General features: G+C 62.8%; 20 protein-coding genes. 13 read left to right on the top strand and 7 right to left on the bottom strand.

What is annotated here, in order from left to right; genetic code table 11:
- Positions 1-13 precede the first annotated feature (13 nt).
- Positions 14-973, bottom strand: a complete 960-nt coding sequence (locus tag BLT98_RS10120; protein ID WP_244517455.1) for an NAD kinase — start codon at positions 971-973, stop codon at positions 14-16.
- A gap of 256 nt (positions 974-1,229) precedes the next feature.
- Here BLT98_RS10120 and BLT98_RS10115 point away from each other — a divergent pair, with 256 nt between their 5' ends.
- From BLT98_RS10115 to gloA, 4 genes are all read left to right on the top strand, one after another.
- Positions 1,230-1,496, top strand: a complete 267-nt coding sequence (locus tag BLT98_RS10115) for a hypothetical protein (protein ID WP_034788743.1) — start codon at positions 1,230-1,232, stop codon at positions 1,494-1,496.
- A gap of 51 nt (positions 1,497-1,547) precedes the next feature.
- Complete coding sequence (locus tag BLT98_RS10110) at positions 1,548-2,858, top strand: PQQ-dependent sugar dehydrogenase (RefSeq protein ID WP_092608596.1); 1,311 nt, start codon at positions 1,548-1,550, stop codon at positions 2,856-2,858.
- Positions 2,859-2,964: 106 nt separating this feature from the next.
- Positions 2,965-3,387, top strand: coding sequence for an OsmC family protein (locus BLT98_RS10105; RefSeq protein ID WP_034788746.1), 423 nt, complete (start codon positions 2,965-2,967; stop codon positions 3,385-3,387).
- Positions 3,388-3,511: 124 nt separating this feature from the next.
- A complete protein-coding gene (gloA, locus tag BLT98_RS10100) occupies positions 3,512-3,919 on the top strand; it encodes a lactoylglutathione lyase (protein WP_071653386.1) in 408 nt (135 codons plus the stop codon).
- Between the two features lie 4 nt (positions 3,920-3,923).
- Here the strand turns inward: gloA and BLT98_RS10095 are convergent, their stop codons facing one another.
- Positions 3,924-4,829 (bottom strand): LysR substrate-binding domain-containing protein, encoded by a 906-nt coding sequence (locus tag BLT98_RS10095; protein WP_092607373.1) that lies wholly within the window; start codon positions 4,827-4,829, stop codon positions 3,924-3,926.
- Between the two features lie 91 nt (positions 4,830-4,920).
- Here BLT98_RS10095 and BLT98_RS10090 point away from each other — a divergent pair, with 91 nt between their 5' ends.
- Entirely contained in the window at positions 4,921-5,388 is a 468-nt protein-coding gene (locus BLT98_RS10090) for a DMT family transporter (RefSeq protein WP_092607370.1), read from the top strand.
- A 75-nt stretch (positions 5,389-5,463) separates the two neighbouring features.
- Here the strand turns inward: BLT98_RS10090 and BLT98_RS10085 are convergent, their stop codons facing one another.
- The 4 genes from BLT98_RS10085 to BLT98_RS10070 form a co-directional block, all read right to left on the bottom strand.
- Positions 5,464-6,804 carry a TolC family outer membrane protein gene (locus tag BLT98_RS10085; RefSeq protein ID WP_070254684.1) on the bottom strand — a complete coding sequence of 447 codons (1,341 nt, stop codon included), beginning with the start codon at positions 6,802-6,804 and terminating at the stop codon, positions 5,464-5,466.
- A 141-nt stretch (positions 6,805-6,945) separates the two neighbouring features.
- Positions 6,946-7,269, bottom strand: coding sequence for a rhodanese-like domain-containing protein (locus BLT98_RS10080; protein WP_034788759.1), 324 nt, complete (start codon positions 7,267-7,269; stop codon positions 6,946-6,948).
- Between the two features lie 13 nt (positions 7,270-7,282).
- The gene (locus tag BLT98_RS10075; protein ID WP_034788761.1) at positions 7,283-7,933 is read right to left on the bottom strand and encodes a protein-L-isoaspartate O-methyltransferase family protein; all 651 of its coding nucleotides are present in this window, start codon (positions 7,931-7,933) and stop codon (positions 7,283-7,285) included.
- 169 nt (positions 7,934-8,102) lie between these two features.
- Positions 8,103-8,753 carry a TetR/AcrR family transcriptional regulator gene (locus BLT98_RS10070; RefSeq protein WP_034788763.1) on the bottom strand — a complete coding sequence of 217 codons (651 nt, stop codon included), beginning with the start codon at positions 8,751-8,753 and terminating at the stop codon, positions 8,103-8,105.
- 338 nt (positions 8,754-9,091) lie between these two features.
- Between BLT98_RS10070 and BLT98_RS10065 the strand changes: the two genes are divergently transcribed.
- Positions 9,092-9,961, top strand: coding sequence for a head GIN domain-containing protein (locus BLT98_RS10065; RefSeq protein WP_092607367.1), 870 nt, complete (start codon positions 9,092-9,094; stop codon positions 9,959-9,961).
- A 70-nt stretch (positions 9,962-10,031) separates the two neighbouring features.
- Positions 10,032-10,313, top strand: a complete 282-nt coding sequence (locus BLT98_RS10060; RefSeq protein ID WP_092607364.1) for a YkgJ family cysteine cluster protein — start codon at positions 10,032-10,034, stop codon at positions 10,311-10,313.
- A gap of 20 nt (positions 10,314-10,333) precedes the next feature.
- Here the strand turns inward: BLT98_RS10060 and BLT98_RS10055 are convergent, their stop codons facing one another.
- Entirely contained in the window at positions 10,334-11,317 is a 984-nt protein-coding gene (locus tag BLT98_RS10055) for a DUF5655 domain-containing protein (RefSeq protein ID WP_092608593.1), read from the bottom strand.
- Between the two features lie 229 nt (positions 11,318-11,546).
- Between BLT98_RS10055 and BLT98_RS10050 the strand changes: the two genes are divergently transcribed.
- The 6 genes from BLT98_RS10050 (at position 11,547) to BLT98_RS10025 (ending at position 17,847) form a co-directional block, all read left to right on the top strand.
- Positions 11,547-12,317 (top strand): DeoR/GlpR family DNA-binding transcription regulator, encoded by a 771-nt coding sequence (locus BLT98_RS10050; protein WP_092607361.1) that lies wholly within the window; start codon positions 11,547-11,549, stop codon positions 12,315-12,317.
- 33 nt (positions 12,318-12,350) lie between these two features.
- On the top strand, positions 12,351-13,499 hold the full coding sequence (locus tag BLT98_RS10045) for an MFS transporter (RefSeq protein ID WP_052140435.1): 1,149 nt from the start codon (positions 12,351-12,353) through the stop codon (positions 13,497-13,499).
- Positions 13,500-13,655: 156 nt separating this feature from the next.
- Entirely contained in the window at positions 13,656-14,501 is an 846-nt protein-coding gene (locus tag BLT98_RS10040; protein ID WP_092607358.1) for an undecaprenyl-diphosphate phosphatase, read from the top strand.
- A gap of 6 nt (positions 14,502-14,507) precedes the next feature.
- Positions 14,508-16,331, top strand: a complete 1,824-nt coding sequence (gene recQ / locus BLT98_RS10035) for a DNA helicase RecQ (protein ID WP_092607355.1) — start codon at positions 14,508-14,510, stop codon at positions 16,329-16,331.
- 11 nt (positions 16,332-16,342) lie between these two features.
- On the top strand, positions 16,343-16,825 hold the full coding sequence (locus BLT98_RS10030; RefSeq protein WP_170846354.1) for a hypothetical protein: 483 nt from the start codon (positions 16,343-16,345) through the stop codon (positions 16,823-16,825).
- 44 nt (positions 16,826-16,869) lie between these two features.
- The gene (locus BLT98_RS10025; protein ID WP_070281717.1) at positions 16,870-17,847 is read left to right on the top strand and encodes a LysR family transcriptional regulator; all 978 of its coding nucleotides are present in this window, start codon (positions 16,870-16,872) and stop codon (positions 17,845-17,847) included.
- The last annotated feature ends 149 nt before the right edge of the window (positions 17,848-17,996 follow it).

Here is a 17,996-nt window from a genome sequence, read left to right as displayed (position 1 = left end):
TAGAGAAAACTAGTTAGCTGAGCTTGCCCTCGCCCGACGGGTACTCATTCCAGTGCAACTTTTCACGCAGGGTGTTGTAGTAACTCCACCCTTCCGGATGCAGGAAGGTAATCGTATGCGGCGAGCGGCGGATGAGGATGCGGTCTTGCTGCACCAGGCTGGCAAAGGTCTGCATGTCGAAATTGACGCTGATATCGCGCCCGCGCACGATTTCCACGACGATCTGGCTGGAGTCGGGCAGGACGATGGGACGGTTCGACAACGCATGCGGGGCGATCGGCACGAGCACGATGCCGCCCAGGGTCGGGTGCAGCAATGGGCCGCCGGCCGACAGCGAATACGCGGTCGAGCCCGTGGGCGTGGAAATGATCAAGCCATCCGAACGCTGGTTGTACATGAAGTGGCCATCGACCTCGACGCGCAATTCGGCCATGCCGGCACCGGCGCCGCGCGAGACGACGACATCGTTGACGGCCATGCCCACGTGAATCGACTCGCCGTCGCGCAGCACGCTGCCTTCAAGCAAAGTACGGCGTTCGGCCTTAAAGCGGCCACCGAGAATTTGCGCCAGCACGGGCAGCATGCGCTCGAGCGGGATATCGGTCATGAAACCCAAACGTCCTTGATTGATGCCGATCAAGGGTACGTCGAATGGCGCCAGCTGGCGCGCAATGCCCAGCATGGTGCCGTCGCCGCCCATGACGATGGCGCAATCGGCGGCGGCGCCGATCTCGGCCGGCGACATGGCGCGCACGCCGGGAAACGCCAGGTTCAGATGCGCCGCCGTCTCCGCTTCGAAGACCACCGTATGGCCCAGCACTTGCAGGAAATCGACGATGCTTTTCACGGGCTCGGCAATGCCATCCGTATTCTGACGCACGACCAGGGCGATGGTCTTGGCGCCCAGGTTGAAGCGTTCGCCCGGGGCTGGCGAGTGCGCGGCTGGCTGTTCGGCGTGTGTATCGACGGGCATAAGAGTCTCGGTAGTAAATTCGGTGGCAAACCGCCCCAGGCTGTCGCGTCGCACGCCGGCATCGCATGATACTGTATATATGCACAGTATAGTGCGGCTGCCGTGTGCCCGCAAGGGGCGTTCTTGGTGTTGCACGCAGTGTAGCGCAGAAAAAGATTCGTCCATGCGTGCGCCAGCGCTCCCAGCATGGACAAATCCGCTTGCAGGCGGCCTGGCGCGGCGGGACACTGGTTTCACTTTACTGCCAGGAGGCCATATGCATACCCCACCAAGCGAACGCAAGATCAATACCGATGAAAAGGTCAAGAATGACGGCGTCGACCGCCTGCCGCACGAGCGCGACGAGTCCCCCGATGCGCAAAACGCACGCCCGCGCAAAATCATGCAACAGGCGGCCAGCGACCTGGAACAGGGCCTGGTCGATACGGATCGGCGCGCCCAGCCCGGCGTGGAAAAGGTCAAGCCGGCCGAACCGAAACAGGCCCGTCCCGACGCGCAGCTGGAACCAAAGAAGGCGCGCTGACTCCAACTGTCACGCGCCGCTGCCCGCATTGCTAGTGTTATGGAGTACGCCATGCACCGTTATGTCTGTTCATTCCTGGTGGCCGCTGCCTGCGGCACCACGGTCGCCCACGCCCAGGCGCCCGCCATGCCCGTGGGCTTTGGCCCGCAACCCGCCCTGCCTGCGCCTGACAAGCAACTGATTCCCACCGTCAACGTAGCGCCCGTGCAGCGCTGGACGGCCGCACAGCGCCCCGTGGTCGCGGCCGGCCTGGCCATCCATGCATATGCGCGCGACCTCGACCATCCGCGCTGGCTGTACGTGCTGCCGAATGGCGACGTGCTGGTGGCGGAAACGAATGCGCCGCCGAAACCGGACGACAGCAAGGGCATCAAGGGCGCCATCATGCAGATGCAGATGAAAAAAGCGGGCGCGGCCACGCCCAGCGCCAACCGCATCACCCTGCTGCGCGGCACGGATGGCAACGGCGTGGCGCAGACGCGCAGCGTGTTCCTGCAAGGCTTGCATTCGCCATTTGGCATGGCCCTGGTGGGCAACGATCTGTATGTCGCGAATGCCGATGCCTTGATGCGTTTTCCTTATAAGGAAGGCCAGACGGCCATCACGGCGCCAGGCGTCAAGGTGATGGATTTGCCAGGTGGCCCCATCAATCACCACTGGACCAAGAACATCGTCGCCAGCGCCGACGGCAAATTTCTCTATGTATCCGTCGGTTCGAACAGCAATGTGGGCGAGAACGGCATGGCGGCCGAAGATGGCCGCGCCGCGATCTGGCAAGTCACGCGCGCCACGGGCAAGGCGCGCGTGTATGCGACGGGTTTACGCAATCCGAACGGCATCGCCTGGCAACCCAAAACGGGCACCCTCTGGACGGCCGTCAATGAGCGCGACGAGCTGGGCAACGATTTGGTGCCCGATTACATGACGTCCGTCAAGGACGGCGGCTTCTATGGCTGGCCCTACAGTTATTTCGGCCAGCACGTCGATGCGCGGGTCAAGCCGCCGCGCCCCGAACTGGTGGCCACCGCCATCGCGCCCGACTACGCGCTGGGCGCGCACACGGCTTCGCTGGGACTGGCGTTCTATGACGGCGCCTTGCTGCCCGAACGCTACCGGGGCGGTGCCTTCATCGGCCAGCACGGCTCGTGGAACCGCAAGCCCTTCAGCGGCTATAAAGTCATTTATGTGCCATTCGCCAACGGCGTGCCCAGCGGCCCGCCGCAGGACGTCATCGCCGGTTTCCTCGACAGCCATGGCAAGGCGCAGGGACGCCCCGTCGGCGTGGCGGTCGACAAGGCGGGCGCGCTGCTGGTGGCGGACGACGTGGGCAATGTCATCTGGCGCGTGACGCCGGCGCCGTGAGCGGCCCTGCCCCGTGCCGCGCATGCGCCCCCTGTGTGACGCAACGAACGGAAGCGCCAAGCCCTGGCGCGCATGATGGACGCTCGAACCACGCAAGGAGTACATCATGAAAAAAACAGGATCAGCCGTCTGGAGTGGCGGCCTTAAAGATGGCAAAGGGTTTATTTCCACCCAAAGCGGCGCGCTCGACAATGTGGCATATGGCTTCAACACGCGCTTCGAAGACGGTCCCGGCAGCAATCCGGAAGAACTGATCGGCGCTGCCCATGCGGCCTGCTTCACCATGGCCCTGTCCGGCCAACTGGGCGAAGCGGGCCTGCGTGCCACGGCACTGAAAACCACGGCCGATGTCAGCCTGGAAAAAATCGATGGCAGCTATGCCATCACGGCCGTGCACCTGACCCTGGTGGCCAGCATTCCCGGCGCCACGGAAGAAGCGTTCCAGGATGCGGCCCTGCGCGCCAAGCTCGGCTGCCCCGTGTCCAAGTTGCTGGCCACGGAAATCACGCTGGATGCCCATCTGGAGTAAATCCAGCGGCACTAACGTCACCGTCCGCTGCTGTCCTGCACCAGGACAGCTGGGGCGGTCTCGGCAAGAAAGCCGTAAAACGCATAAAATCCTGCCATTCCCCTATCATCATCAAGGATTTACGATGCGTATTTTGCACACCATGTTACGGGTCGGCGACCTGCAGCGCTCCATCGATTTTTACACCAAGGTCCTGGGCATGACATTGCTGCGCACCAGCGACAACCCGGAATACCAGTACACGCTGGCCTTCGTCGGCTATGGCTCGAATCCCGACCACGCGGAACTGGAACTGACGTATAACTATGGCACCACCAGCTATGAGCTGGGCACGGCCTACGGCCACATCGCCATCTCGGCCGACGACATCGTCGCCGCGTGCGACGCGGCACGCGCAAATGGCGGCAACGTCACGCGCGAACCGGGTCCCGTGAAAGGCGGCAACACGGTCATCGCCTTCATCACCGACCCGGACGGCTACAAGATCGAATTGATCGAGCGCAAGTTCGACGGCCAGGGCGGCGGCCTGTAATACCTCAGCCTGGCTCAGCGGCCTGTGCAATGGCCGCGCGCAGCCAGGCGATGCCCGCATCGCCGTCCGTGCGGCGGTGCCGTATCACTTCAAACGCAAACGGCGCGATGGTAAACGGTGCAGCGTACTGCGCCAGCCCTTGCGCCGCGCTGCCCTGCAAGGCGCGCCGCGCCACCGTCAGGATCAAGTCCGTCCCCATCACCACGTCCGGTGCGACCGTCCAGTACGGCACACGCACGGCGATGCGGCGCGTCTGTCCCAGCTGGGCCAGGGCCGCGTCGACTTCGGCCGCCATGCCGCCTTCGCTGGACGCCACCAGCACGTGCGGGCGCGCCAGATAGGTTTCCAGGCTCAGCATTTCACCGGCCGCCAGGCTGGCGGGATCGAGCGCGCACACGAACGTTTCCTCAAATAAAATTTCTCTATGGAGCTGCTCGGGCAGTTGCGGGAACACACCGAGCGCCAGGTCGATCTCGCCATCCTGCACACCAGCGATCACGGCCGGACGGCTGGCGTAACTGACGGCCAGGTCGATGCCGGGCGCTTCCACGCGCAAGCGGCGCAACAGGCGGGGCAAGATCATTGCCGCGCCGTAATCCGACATGGCCAGGCGAAACACGCGCTGCGCCGTGGCCGCCTCGAAGACGGCACCGCCCAGCACTGAGCGCACGCTTTGCAAGGCTTCGGCCAGCGGCCGCGCCAATTCCAAAGCCCGCGCCGTCGGCTGGAAGCCGCCCTTGCCGCGCAGCAGCAGCGGATCGCCGAGCAGGTGGCGCAAGCGGGCCAGCGCATGGCTGACGGCAGGCTGGCTCATGTGCAAACGTTCGGCTGCGCGCGACAAATGGCGCTCGCTCAGCAGCGCGTCCAGGATCACCAGCAAGTTCAAATCGACGGCGCGCAGATTATTCATTTGGTGCATAGTTGGATGACAAACTACGAATTGGATTTAATCATCACAGCATAATACGATGCCCCCATCAACTCAACTGTGGGAGTCGCACATGCATGGATGGATTACCGTATTTGCCCCGCTGGCCATGCTGGCCGGCGCCGTCGTCCCCTTCCAGGCGGGCGCGAATGCCGCGCTGGGCCGCAACCTGGGTCACCCGCTGTGGGCCACCCTCGCCTCGCTGGCCGTCAGCGCAGTGCTCGCTTCGCTCGTGATGCTGGTCTGGCGGGTGCCGGCGCCCGATGTCAGCCTCGCCATGCGCGGGCCGGGCTGGTCCTGGCTGGGCGGCGCGGCCGGCGTGTTCTATATTACGGCTGCCCTGATGCTGGCGCCACGCATGGGGTCCGGCCCCTTCATGGCGGCCGTCATCGGCGGGCAAATGCTGGCCGCGCTGGCCATCGACCGCTACGGCTTGCTGGGCTTTGCCGTCAGGCACATTTCTCCACTGCACTGGGCCGGCGCGGGGCTGGTGGTGGCCGGCGTGATCGTGACGCAAGTGGCCAATACCCGCACCGTGTGAAAGCACGTCAAGACGAAAAAAAACCAGCGCCGCTGCCGGTGCTGGTTTTATTTGAAGTTGACAGCAAGACCGCGCTTACTTGTCGAGCAAGGCATTCACCGGCATCAAGTCCGTTTCCTTCAGGGTGCCGGCTGCTGCCTTCAGGCGCAAGCCGTTCATGATGGTGTCGTAGCGGGCTTTCGACAGGTCTTTTTGTGTCGAGAACAATTGTTTCTGCGCATTCAAGACGTCGATATTGATGCGCACGCCCACTTGATAGCCGAGCTGGTTCGATTCCAGCGCCGACTTGCTCGACACTTCCGCCGCTTCCAGCGCCTTGACTTGCGCCAGGCCGCTATTAACGCCGAGGAAAGCCTGGCGCGCGCCTTGCGATGCCGTGCGGCGTGCCGTTTCCAGGTCGTTGCGGGCCTTGTTTTCCAGCGCGATCGATTCGCGCACCTTGCTGGTGACGGCAAAGCCGCTGAAGATCGGGATGCTCCACTGCACGCCGATGGCATTGTTGTTATTGCCGCTGCCATTGCCGCCACCGGAAGTGTAGCTATGGCCCGTGTTGGCGATCAGGTCCAGGGTCGGGTAGTGGCCGGCGCGGTTGCGGCCGATGTCGCGCTTGGCCGATTCCACGTTGAACTGGGCCGTGACGACGCCATAGTTCTGCTCTTCGGCGGATGATACCCACGGCTCGACGGCAGCCGGTTCCGGCGCGCTGATGACCACGCCCGTGCGCATCGGCGCCAGATTCGTTGGCGCTTCGCCAATGATGGTTTGCAAGGCGCTGCGCTTGTTGGCCAGGTCATTGATGGCGGCAAACTCCTGCGCCACCACCAGGTCGTAGGCCGCCTGCGCTTCGTGCGTGTCGGTAATCGTTTGCGTGCCGACTTCGAAGTTGCGCTTGGCCGATGCCAGCTGCTCCGTCGTGGCGACCTTTTGCGCCTGCGTGGCGCCCAGGTTGTCCTGCGCGCTCAGCACATCGAAATACGCCTGCGCCACGCGGGTGATCAGGTCTTGCTGGACTTGCGCAAATTGCGCTTCAGCAATCGCTTGCGCCAGCTTGCTTTGCTGATAGGTTTCCCAGCGGTCCCAGCGGAACAGCGGCTGCGCCAGGGTCAGGTTGTAGCTGTTCGTGCGCACGTTCACGGATGGCGAAGTGATCTTGTTGCCGCCATTGTTCTGGACGATCTGTTCCTGATTGCCGCGCGTATTGCTGCCCGAGGCGGAGATTTGCGGCAGCAAGCCTGCCAGCCCCTGCGGAACCCGCTCCATCCCGGCCGACAGGGCCGCCCGCGCGCTCGCATACTGCGCGTCATTGGCCAGCGCCTGCTGGTACACCTGGATGAGATCGGCCGCCTGCGCTTGCAGCGAGTATGTCATCGAGACAAAGGCGCTGGTCATCAGCACGGCGATAAGGGGTTTCCGCATTGCATTTCTCCGTTGGAGTCGTCAAAAGTTGATGGAATCAAAAATCTGCTACCGCTTGCCTTGCGCCCGCCGGGTGAGCGGGGTACAGGCCTCCGCAGGCATGCAGGAAAACATGCCTGGGTGCATCTACTGCAAAATAACTTAGTATTTAGGCATCGCGCTGTCGACTTGCAGCGCCCAGGCATGCACGCCGCCCGTCAAATTACTGATCTTGCCAAAACCATTGCGCTCCAGGAAGGCCGCCACTTGCATGCTGCGCATGCCGTGATGGCAGATGCAGACGATCTCGGCGTCTTCATCGAGGTCATCGATGCGCGCAGGAATGGAGTTCATCTGCATCAGGGTGGCACCGTCGAGGTGGCACAGGTCGAACTCCCACTGTTCCCGCACATCCAGCAAAAACGGACGCGGGCGGGAAGGGTCAGCCAGCCAGGCGGCCAGCTGCGGTGCACTCAAATGCTCCATCGAATCGGTCGCCTCAGAACTGGAAATGCGACGGTGCCACGGCTTGCAGCGGCGTGACATTGGTTTCAAACAGCTTGCGCGTGTCGTAGGCCTTGTCCGAGCTGCGCGTGATCAGGTGCGCCGACATGATCGGCGCTTCGCCGATGATGGCCAGGATGCGGCCGCCGACTTTCACTTGTTGCAACAGTGCTTCCGGCAACACGGCCAGGGCGCCGGACACGACGATCACGTCATACGGTGCGCCCTTGCTCCAGCCTTGCGCGCCGTCGCCCAGTTCCACGGTGACGTTCGTCACGCCGTTGGCGGCCAGGGTCTGTTCGGCCAGGGTTTTCAATTGGGGAACGATTTCCACGCTCGTCACATGACGCGCCTTGTGCGCCAGCAAAGCCGCCATGTAGCCGCTGCCGGTGCCGATTTCCAGCACATTTTCATGCTTTTTGACGGCTACGTCTTGCAAAATGCGCGCTTCCAGCTTCGGCGTCAACATGCATTCGCCGCCGCCCAGTGGGATTTCGGTATCGACGAAGGCCAGGTTTTTATAGGCGGCCGGCACGAAATCTTCACGCTTGACCACATTCAACAGCTCCAATACGTCGATATCCAGTACGTCCCATGGACGGATCTGCTGTTCGATCATATTGAAGCGGGCTTGTTCGATATTCATCTTTGGACTCGGTAAGTGAAGTAATAATCCGCCATTTTATCGTTGAACTGGCTGAAAGCACATGTTAACCATAAAGACGGGGAATGGAGGAAATTTGCGACGATCTGCAGATTTGAGGGGGCGAACCTTGGAAAAGGGGCAACTGAACGGTAGAGGCAAGCTCGGCATGTCAACTTTTCCCGGGCGCCTCCACCTGCAGACTGCGCAAGCTCATGTCGATAAAGGCATCCATATAGGCGATCGGATCGATGTTCTTGACCTCGCACGGCAGGAAGGAATGCGTCCACATCATCAGCATGGTGACGGGCGCGCTGAGGATGGTACTGACCAGCACGGGATCGACCTGGCGGAATTCGCCCCGCTGCATGCCCCGTTCCAGCAGGCTGACGATCAGCCCATTGCCGCGCGTGACGACTTCTTCGTTGTAAAACTGCGCCAGTTCCGGGAAATTGTTCGCTTCGGCCAGCATCAGCTTGGTCAAACCGGCCAGCTTGGTGGCGCCGAACTCTTCCCACCACTGCATCATCACCTTGCGCAGCAACTCGGCACTGCTGCTGTCCGAGGCGGCCATGCTGTCTTCCGCCTCGCCGATCGACTGCACAATATTGTCGCGCACCACGGCCTTGAACAGCTCTTGCTTGTTCTCAAAGTACAGGTACAGCGTGCCTTTCGACACGCCGGCCCGCTTGGCCACATCCTCCAGGCGCGTCGATGCGAAGCCCCGTTCGACAAACAGGTCGAGGGCGGCGGCGAGCAGTTCCTGCGGGCGGGCATCCTTGCGCCGCTCCCAGCGGGGCTTGGTATCAATCGGGGCTTGCATGTGTCTTTCCAAGTAACTTACTTTTGAGTCATTAATGGTAGACCGGTCTACCGTCAAGGTCAAGCACTGGCCGTACCACCACGCAAGACACTTGGCCAGGCTGCCAACTCCCCGTATTGTACCCTCCGCGCCAGGGTCGGCGGCACCGCCCTTTGCCGCCCTGACCTTCGGTAACGGGTGAGCCAGAATGCGTTTCAGCCCCCATTTTGCGCAGTTCATCGCATTTCCCTTCAAACCACCGTGCCGCCTTGCTATCTTCTCATCGACAGCACGGCAGCCGCGGCGCGGCAGCCGGCTTTTTTCTTGTCCTGAACTAAAACAATCATAAAGGAAACACCATGCGTACCTTGCTGGCCCTGTGCTGTGCCGTTGTCCTCGGCGGTTGCGCCATCGTCATCAACCCCAACGACGGCGAAGTGCGCTATGCCGAATCGGGCGGCAATGCCATCCAGGGCAACGGGCAAGTGAGCCGCGACGTGCGCCAGGTCGGCAACATCACCGCGCTCGACATCGACAACATGAAGCGCATCGATATCAAGATCGACGTGCGCGTCGGCCCGGCGGCATCGCTGGTGATCGAAGCGGACAGCAATCTGCAACCGTTGATCCACAGCGACGTGAACGGCAATACCCTGCGCATCTGGAGCGATACAAATATTCGCAGCAGCAATGGTATCCACGTCATCTATACGACGCCACAATTGAAGAAGATCAACATCTCCGGCTCGGGCCGCCTGGTGGTCAGCGGCCTGAATGGCGACGATTTCAGCCTGGAGCAGCGCGGTTCGATGAAAAGCGAACTGTCGGGTAGCGTGGGACGCTTCGACGTGGCCAACAATGGTTCCGGCAGCATCAACGCGGCGGCCCTCGCCAGCGGCAACACGGACGCGGTGCAGAACGGCTCGGGCAGCATCCAGCTGGGCAGCGTGCGCGGCGAACGCATCAACGTGGCCGTCAATGGCTCGGGCAGCATCAGCGCCAGCGGCACCGTGCAGCGTCTCGATGCCAACGTGAATGGCTCGGGCGATATCAACCTGGCGTCGCTGCGCAGCGACGTTGCCTATCTGGCGAGCAACGGTTCCGGCGACATCGACGTCACCGTCCAGCATGAAGTCAACGCCCGCGCCAGCGGTTCCGGCCGCATCACCGTGCATGGCGACCCGGCCCGCCGCACCCTGTCGGGCAAGCGCGTCAGCATCGTGCGCTAATCGCGCCCTGGCGACGCATGGGAGCCGGCTTGCTATACTGTCGGCTCCTCACCCGCCCGTCTGAAATCCCATGTCACCATCTGCCACCCTGGCATGCCGCCCCTCCTGCGGCGCCTGCTGCACCGCACCGTCCATCAACAGCCCGATTCCCGGCATGCCGGATGGAAAACCGGCGGGCGTGCGCTGCATCCAGCTGGCTGACGACAACCGTTGCAATATTTTTGGCCAGCCGGAGCGGCCCGCCTTTTGCGGCGGCTTGCAGCCATCGGCAGACATGTGCGGCAGCAGCCGCGAACATGCCATCCGCTGGCTGGACGAGCTGGAACAGGCAACAGCGCCGCACAACCGATAGAGGCATAGGGCCCCCAGTAACTACGTTTTCACGCTACTCCGACCTGCATACGCGGCAAAAATGTACGGCTTTGCAGCATCCAGTTCCGCGAGCGTGCTGATGTTGATCTCCAGATTACCCGTCCCCCAATGCCCGATGGCGCTCACGTCGCGCGCTTTTGGCAGGACGTGCAAGACGGGCGCCGGGTCGATGTGCAAATAGAGCACGAGGCAATTCTTCTTGTGTATCACCACCGTCGCAAAGTTTTTCAGCCGTTTGAAAGCCAAGTACAGGCGCAGCTCCTTACGCTCAACATCATCCCCCAACGACATCGTGTAATCCTCTAGCGAGGCCAGCAACTGACGCATGGACTCCGACAGAGCTGCCAAGATTTCTACAAATGCCCTGTCTGGTCCCGTCGGCTTGTGCGTACCCCCATCTGCGGGCCCAGCCGCCATTGTTTCCAAGCTGGCTGGCACCGATGTCTGGCGCTTGGCGGGGCCTTTCTTTGTTGCGGGATCCATGCCGGCGCTTGCGGATTCAAGAAGAAGCAGATCCTCTGCAAATCGGCGATAGCGAATAAGTTCGATCGTCCGGCCTATTTGCTGGACGGCATGGCTATCAAACTTGGTAAAGTCGGCCGCAATGCAAATCACCCGCGGCGCGCTCCAATCGATGGCCTCCGATGCCAGCTTGCCTAGCTTGTCGAGGACCAGCAGTTTAAAGTCTGCCTGATGGTCCATCAGCCAATCCAGGTAGTACAAACCTTGATTGATCACATTTTCGCCAACCGACCGTTTGTATTCAAGAATGACCGGGCAATTGTTCTCATCCAATCCAAGGGAATCGATGCGGCCAGCATGCGTCTTTCCGGTCGAATACTCGCTCGCCAGAAAACGGATGCTTAGCAAAGTATCGAGGTTTGCCTCAATCAAGGTTTGCAATGGTTTTTCCAGGTCCGATGCGCTACCTTGCAGTTCCTGGGCTTGGCCATGGGCCAACTTGAAAAGTTTAATGTCGCTCATCCGCCTGTTTCCCTTATTCCTCGGCAAGCAAACACCAAGGTGCATCACGATATCGGCGATGAGCATAAACGTAAATTTATCTTTCTTGCAAATTCATTTGTGACAGGACTGCCGTGGGCAGTCCCTGCCTGCTCCTATCCTGAGCACGATGCCTGCAGCAAGTAAACATTGACGCATTTTGCACGTTTGCGTATATTCATGCACGTTCCTGCACGTTTCAATATACCCCATGTCCGCCACCCTGCTCCTCAAACAACGCCACGCACTGATCCAGCAACAATTGCACGCCGATGGCCGCGTGCTGGCGCTGGATCTGGCCCGCCAGCTCGACGTTTCCGAAGATACGATACGCCGCGACTTGCGCGAGATGGCGGCGGCCGGCCTGTGCCAGCGCGTGTATGGCGGCGCCCTGCCGCTGGCGCCCGATGGCGGCACCTTGAGCCAGCGCAAGCAGGAAGCGCCCGAGCGCAAGGCGCGCCTGGCGCAGGCCGCCGTGTCCCTCGTGCGCGCGGGACAGGTGCTGTTTCTCGATGCGGGCTCGACCAACCTGGCCATCGCCAGCGCGTTGCCAGAGTTGGCGCTCACTGTCGTCACCAATGCGCCAGCCATTGCCATGGCCCTGATGGAACGCCCGGAAATCGAACTCATCATGGCTGGCGGCAGGGTCGATCGCCGCGCCGGCGCCAGCCTGGGACCACAAGCCTTGCGCACCGTCGAGCGCATGCATCCCGACCTGTGTTTCCTCGGCGCTTGCGGCGCCGACGCGGACGCGGGCGTGACGGCGTTCAACTACGACGAGGCCGAGTTCAAGCGCAGCATTGCGGGCGCCAGCAAGGCGGTGGTGGTGGCCCTCACCAGCGACAAGCTGGGCACCGCCGCGCCCTTCGGCGTGCTGGCCACGGGCTTGCTGCAGCACCTGGTGCTGGAAGCCGATGCCGACGCTGCCCACGGGGCCGCCTTTGAACGGCTGGGCGTGCAAGTGCTGCGCGCCCACGCCTGATTTTATCCACCCCGACCTTTGAAAAGTTCCATCATGCATCTCACCGGCACCCTGCAACAACGCGCCACGCGCCTGGTCTTCTTCGCCGCCGGTCTCGGCATGGCCGCCTGGGCCCCGCTGGTTCCCTACGCCAAGTCGCGCCTGGGCCTCGATGAAGCCACCCTCGGCATTTTGCTGCTGTGCCTGGGCGCCGGCTCGCTGTGCGCGATGCCGTTTACAGGCATGCTCGCCAGCCGCTTTGGCTGCCGCAAGGTCATCGTCGGCGCCGGCCTGCTGCTGACCGCCGTGCTGCCCGGCCTGGCGCTGGCGGCCACGCCGCTGCAGCTGGGCCTGGTGCTGCTGGTATTCGGCGCGGCCATGGGCACGTTTGACGTGGCCATCAACATCCAGGCCGTGATCATCGAAAAAGCCAACGGGGGCGCCATGATGTCGGGCTTTCATGCCCTGTTCAGCGTGGGCGGCTTCGCCGGCGCGGCCTGCATGGCCCTGCTGCTGTGGCTGGGCCTGACACCGGCCTGGTCCTGCGTGGTGGTGATGCTGCTGCTGTGCGGCGTGCTGGGCGCGGCGCAAGGCCATCTGCTGCCGACGGCGTCCGCCTCCGGCGAAAAGACGCCGCTGTTCGTCATGCCGCATGGCGCCGTCATTTTCATCGGCTTGCTGTGCTTTATCGTCTTCCTGGCCGAAGGCGCCATCCTCGACTGGAGCGCCCTGTTCCTCACCACCACGCGCGGCGTGGAAGAAGCCAAGGGCGGCCTCGGCTACGCCGCCTTCGCCATCGCCATGACGGTGGGCCGTTTTACGGGCGACAAAGTGGTCAGCCGCTTTGGCGGCAAACGGGTGCTTACTTTCGGCGGCTTGTGCGCAGCGGCAGGCTTCTTCCTGGCCGTGCTGGCGCCGCACGCCGGCCTGGCCATGCTCGGCTTCGTGCTGATCGGCCTGGGCGCGGCGAACATCGTCCCCATCCTGTTCACGGCGGCGGGCCAGCAGCACGCCATGCCGGCCAGCCTGGCGGTCGCGGCCATCACCACCATCGGCTACGCGGGCATCCTGGCCGGCCCGGCCGTCATCGGTTTCGTGGCGCACGCCACCAGCCTGAATATCGCCTTCGCCATGCTGGGCGCCGCCCTGCTGCTGGTGGCGGCCAGCGCGCGCCTGGTGGCGCCGGCAAAACAGGCTGCCTGAACCCTCCCCTTGCCTGGCGGGCGGCGGCAAAAAACCGCTGCCCGCCAGCGCCCAAATCGGCTCGACGGGCCTCCGGCATGGTAAGCTTCGACCCCGCGCACATTGCTGGCGCCACGCGGTCACCCCATCCTGCCACTTATACCCGTTTATACATCTATGGATCTCATTCTTGCGTTAAAAGCCATCATCATGGGGCTGGTCGAAGGTTTTACCGAATTCTTGCCGATTTCGTCCACGGGACATCTGATCCTGGCCGGCAGCCTGCTCGACTTTACCAAGGATGTATCGAAAGAAGTCATGGATGTCTTCGAGATCGCCATCCAGGCCGGCGCCATCCTGGCCGTGTGCTGGGAATACCGCCAGCGCATCGGCAACGTGCTGACCACCTTCGGCAGCGAAGCGAAGTCGCGCAAGTTCGTGCTGAACGTGGCCATCGCCTTCCTGCCCCTGGCCATCATCGGCCTGGCCATCGGCAAGATGATCAAGCATGCGCTGTTCAAGCCAGTACCTGTCGCCATGGCATTCATCATCGGCGGCATCGTGATTTTGCTGGTGGAGCGTCGCGCGCGCACCAATCCCGTCACCGTGCGCGTCAACTCGGTCGATGAAATGACGCCGTTCGACGCCTTGAAAGTGGGCTGCGCGCAGGCGTTCGCGCTGATCCCCGGCACCAGCCGTTCCGGCTCGACCATCATCGGCGGCATGCTGCTGGGCCTGTCGCGCAAGACGGCCACCGAATTCTCGTTCTTCCTGGCCATCCCGACCCTGCTGGCGGCCACCTTCTACTCGCTGTATAAAGCGCGCGACATCCTGTCGGCCACCGACGTACCCCTGTTCGGCCTGGGCACCGTGTCCGCCTTCATCTCCGCCTTCCTGTGCGTGCGCTGGCTGCTGCGCTATATCAGCTCGCACGACTTCACGTTTTTTGCCTGGTACCGCATTGTGTTCGGCTTGCTGGTGTTGGCCAGCGCCCACTACGGCTGGGTTGTTTGGGCAGAATAAGGCACTATGAATCAAGATCTTAATCAGCGCGCGCTGCACCTGCTGCAAACCGTTTTCGGCTACCCGGCCTTCCGCGGCCAGCAAGCCGACATCGTCGACCACGTCAGCCACGGCGGCGACGCGCTGGTACTGATGCCCACCGGCGGCGGCAAGTCGCTGTGCTACCAGATTCCCGCCCTGCTGCGCGACGGCGTCGGCGTCGTCGTCTCGCCGCTGATCGCGCTGATGCAGGACCAGGTGGATGCGCTGGAAGAAGTCGGCGTGCGCGCCGCCTTCCTCAATTCCACGCAGACTTACGAAGAAGCGAGCCGCATCGAGCGCCTGGTGCGCACGGGCGGCATCGACGTCGTCTACGTGGCGCCCGAGCGCCTGATGACGCAGCGCTGCCTGGACCTGTTCCAGGCCTCGAAGATCTCCCTGTTCGCCATCGACGAGGCGCATTGCGTGGCCCAGTGGGGCCACGACTTCCGCCCCGAGTACATCAAGCTGTCGGTGCTGCATGAACAGTTCCCGGACGTGCCGCGCATCGCGCTCACGGCCACGGCCGACCCGCAGACGCGCGCCGAAATCGCCCTGCGTTTGCAGCTGGAAGACGCGCGCCAGTTCGTCTCGTCCTTCGACCGTCCGAACATCCGCTACCAGATCGTGGAAAAGGCGAATGGCCGCAAGCAGCTGCTCGACTTCATCAACACGGAACACGCGGGCGACTGCGGCATCGTCTACTGCCTGTCGCGCAAGAAAGTCGAAGAGACGGCGGAATTCCTGAACCAGAGCGGCATCCGCGCCCTGCCGTATCACGCCGGCATGGAGTACGCCAAGCGCAGCGCCAACCAGGCGCGCTTCCTGCGCGAAGAAAATATCGTCATGGTCGCCACCATCGCCTTCGGCATGGGCATCGACAAGCCCGACGTGCGCTTCGTGGCGCATCTGGATCTGCCGAAAAGCATCGAAGGCTATTACCAGGAAACAGGGCGCGCGGGCCGCGACGGCATGGCCGCCAACGCCTGGATGGCGTACGGCTTGCAGGACGTGGTGCTGCAGCGGCGCATGATCGACGAATCGGAAGCGGACGACACGTTCAAGCGCGTGCTGGGCGTGAAACTCGACGCCATGCTGGGCCTGTGCGAAACGCTAAGCTGCCGCCGCATGCGCCTGCTCGAATACTTCGGCGAACCGGCTTCGCCGTGCGGCAATTGCGACACGTGTCTGGTGCCGCCCGTGTCCTTCGACGGCACGGTGCCCGTGCAAAAACTGCTGTCGGCCATCTACCGCGTCGACCAGCGCTTCGCCGGCGGGCACGTGATCGACGTGCTGCGCGGCGTGGAATCGGAACGCATCAAGACCTGGCACCACGATTCGCTATCCGTGTTCGGCATCGGCTCGGACCTGGGCGAGGCGGAGTGGAAAGCTATCCTGCGCCAGGCCATCGCGCTGGGCCTCGTCTCGGTCGACCATGAACAATACAGCTCGCTGAAACTGACGGACGCCTCGCGCCCCGTGCTCAAGGGCGGCCAGAAGGTGCAGCTGCGCCAATACCAGAAACCGGTGAAAACCAGCAAGCGCAGCACCAGCGTGGCGAAGGGTTATGTCGAGACGGATTTGTCCACCAGCGAACAGGCGATCTTCGACAAGCTGCGCTGGTGGCGCGTGGAGACGGCGCGCACGCACAACGTGCCCGCCTACGTCATTTTCGTCGACGCCACCCTGCGCGAAATCGCCAAGGCCAAACCCACCTCGCTCGAGCAGATGCGCGGCGTGAGCGGCGTGGGCGAGAAAAAACTGGCCTCGTACGGCGACGAAATCGTCGCCATGATCCTGGAGATGATTTGATGGAAGATTTGATGGAAGCACTCTCGTCCGACCTGATCTATCAGGCCGTGAAAATTCTCGGCGCCCAGCCCGACGCCGAAGACGCGGTGGAAGCGCAAGTACGGTTACTGGTGCAGGACGATCTCACCGTGCGCCGCCTGGCCGACGTGGTGCCGGAAGCCTTCGGCCTGGTGCTGGTGTCGCACCTGCCCGGCGCCGACAACATGACCCTGCCCGATACCTTCTGCGCGCAGGACGAGGACGGCGAGTGGGTGGAGTTCCCCCTGCGCCGCGAGCCGATCTTTGTCGTCGCCGCGGATATCGCCCAGCATACCTTCCACAACGGCCCGCGCGCGCTGATACAAAACCTGGCCAGCCGCAGCTCCTTGCTGTCGGCCATCAACAAGGCGTTGAATGCGGGCGGCTCGCTCGAAGGCACGACCCTGGGCCCGCCGTCCTTCTTCGGCCTGCCCGCCGCCCTCTATCAGCCGGCGGCATCGCCCGATACGCCCTGACCACCACACTTTGCCCTTGTCCTTGATAAGAGAACGCTGCCGCGATGGAAACCAAATGGCTGGAAGACTTCATCTCGCTCGCTGAAACGCATAATTTCAGCCGTTCCGCGGCCCTGCGCCACGTCACCCAGCCGGCCTTTTCGCGGCGCATCCAGTCGCTGGAAAACTGGCTCGGCATCGACCTGGTCGACCGCACCTCGTATCCCACGCGCTTGACGCCGGCCGGCGCCGTATTCTACGAGCAGGCGCTGGAAATGCTGGGACAAATCAACGGCGTGCGCGCCCTGTTGCGCGGCAAGCGCGCGGCCACGCAGACGAGCGTCGATTTCGCCGTGCCCCACACCTTGTCGCTGACCTTCATGCCGAAATGGCTGACGGCACTGGAAGAAGGTTTTGCGCCGATCAACAGCCGCCTGATGGCGCTGAACGTGCACGACGCCGTGCTGCAACTGGTCGATGGCGGCTGCGACCTGCTGCTGTGCTATCACCATCCGCGCCAGCCGGTGCAGCTGGACCCGGGCCGCTACGACATGCTGGTGATGGGCCGCGAAACCCTGCGCGCGTATGCGCGCTGCGGCCAGGACAAGGTGCCTGACTTCGTCCTGCCCGGCAGCGCCAAGGAGCCGCTGCCCTTCCTCTCCTACACCAGCAACGCCTATCTGGGACGCATGGTGGAATTGCTGGTGGCAGACGCCAAGGCGCCCCTGTTCCTGGAAACCTGCTATGAAACGGACATGGCCGAAGGCTTGAAAATGATGGCGCTGGAAGGCCGCGGCATCGCCTTCCTGCCCGAATCGGCCGTCATGCGCGACGTCAAATACAAACACCTGGCGCGCGCCGATGGCGGCGCGCCAGGCTGGGAAATCGAGCTGGAAATCCGCTTGTACCGCGAACGCCCGTCCAGCCTGCGTCCCGGCAAGCAGATCGTCGAAAGCCTGTGGCAATACCTGGTGCAGGCGCAGGATGGCAAGGCGCGCATGGGCAAGCGCCGCAAACGCGCCACCGAGGCCGTCCGGTCCTGACTGGCAATCCTGGCAACACAACTATGCAATAAATGCATAACCGGATGCGCACAAAGCATTGGCCGGGGCATGAGGCTATCGCCTACGATGCGGTTCCGCTGCGCGCAGCTGCATATCGGCTGTGCCTCTAACGTATTCGTATTGTCCAG

This window comes from Janthinobacterium sp. YR213, assembly GCF_900099875.1.
Classification (GTDB): domain Bacteria; phylum Pseudomonadota; class Gammaproteobacteria; order Burkholderiales; family Burkholderiaceae_D; genus Janthinobacterium; species Janthinobacterium lividum.
This window is presented reverse-complemented; position numbering and strand designations above follow the sequence as displayed.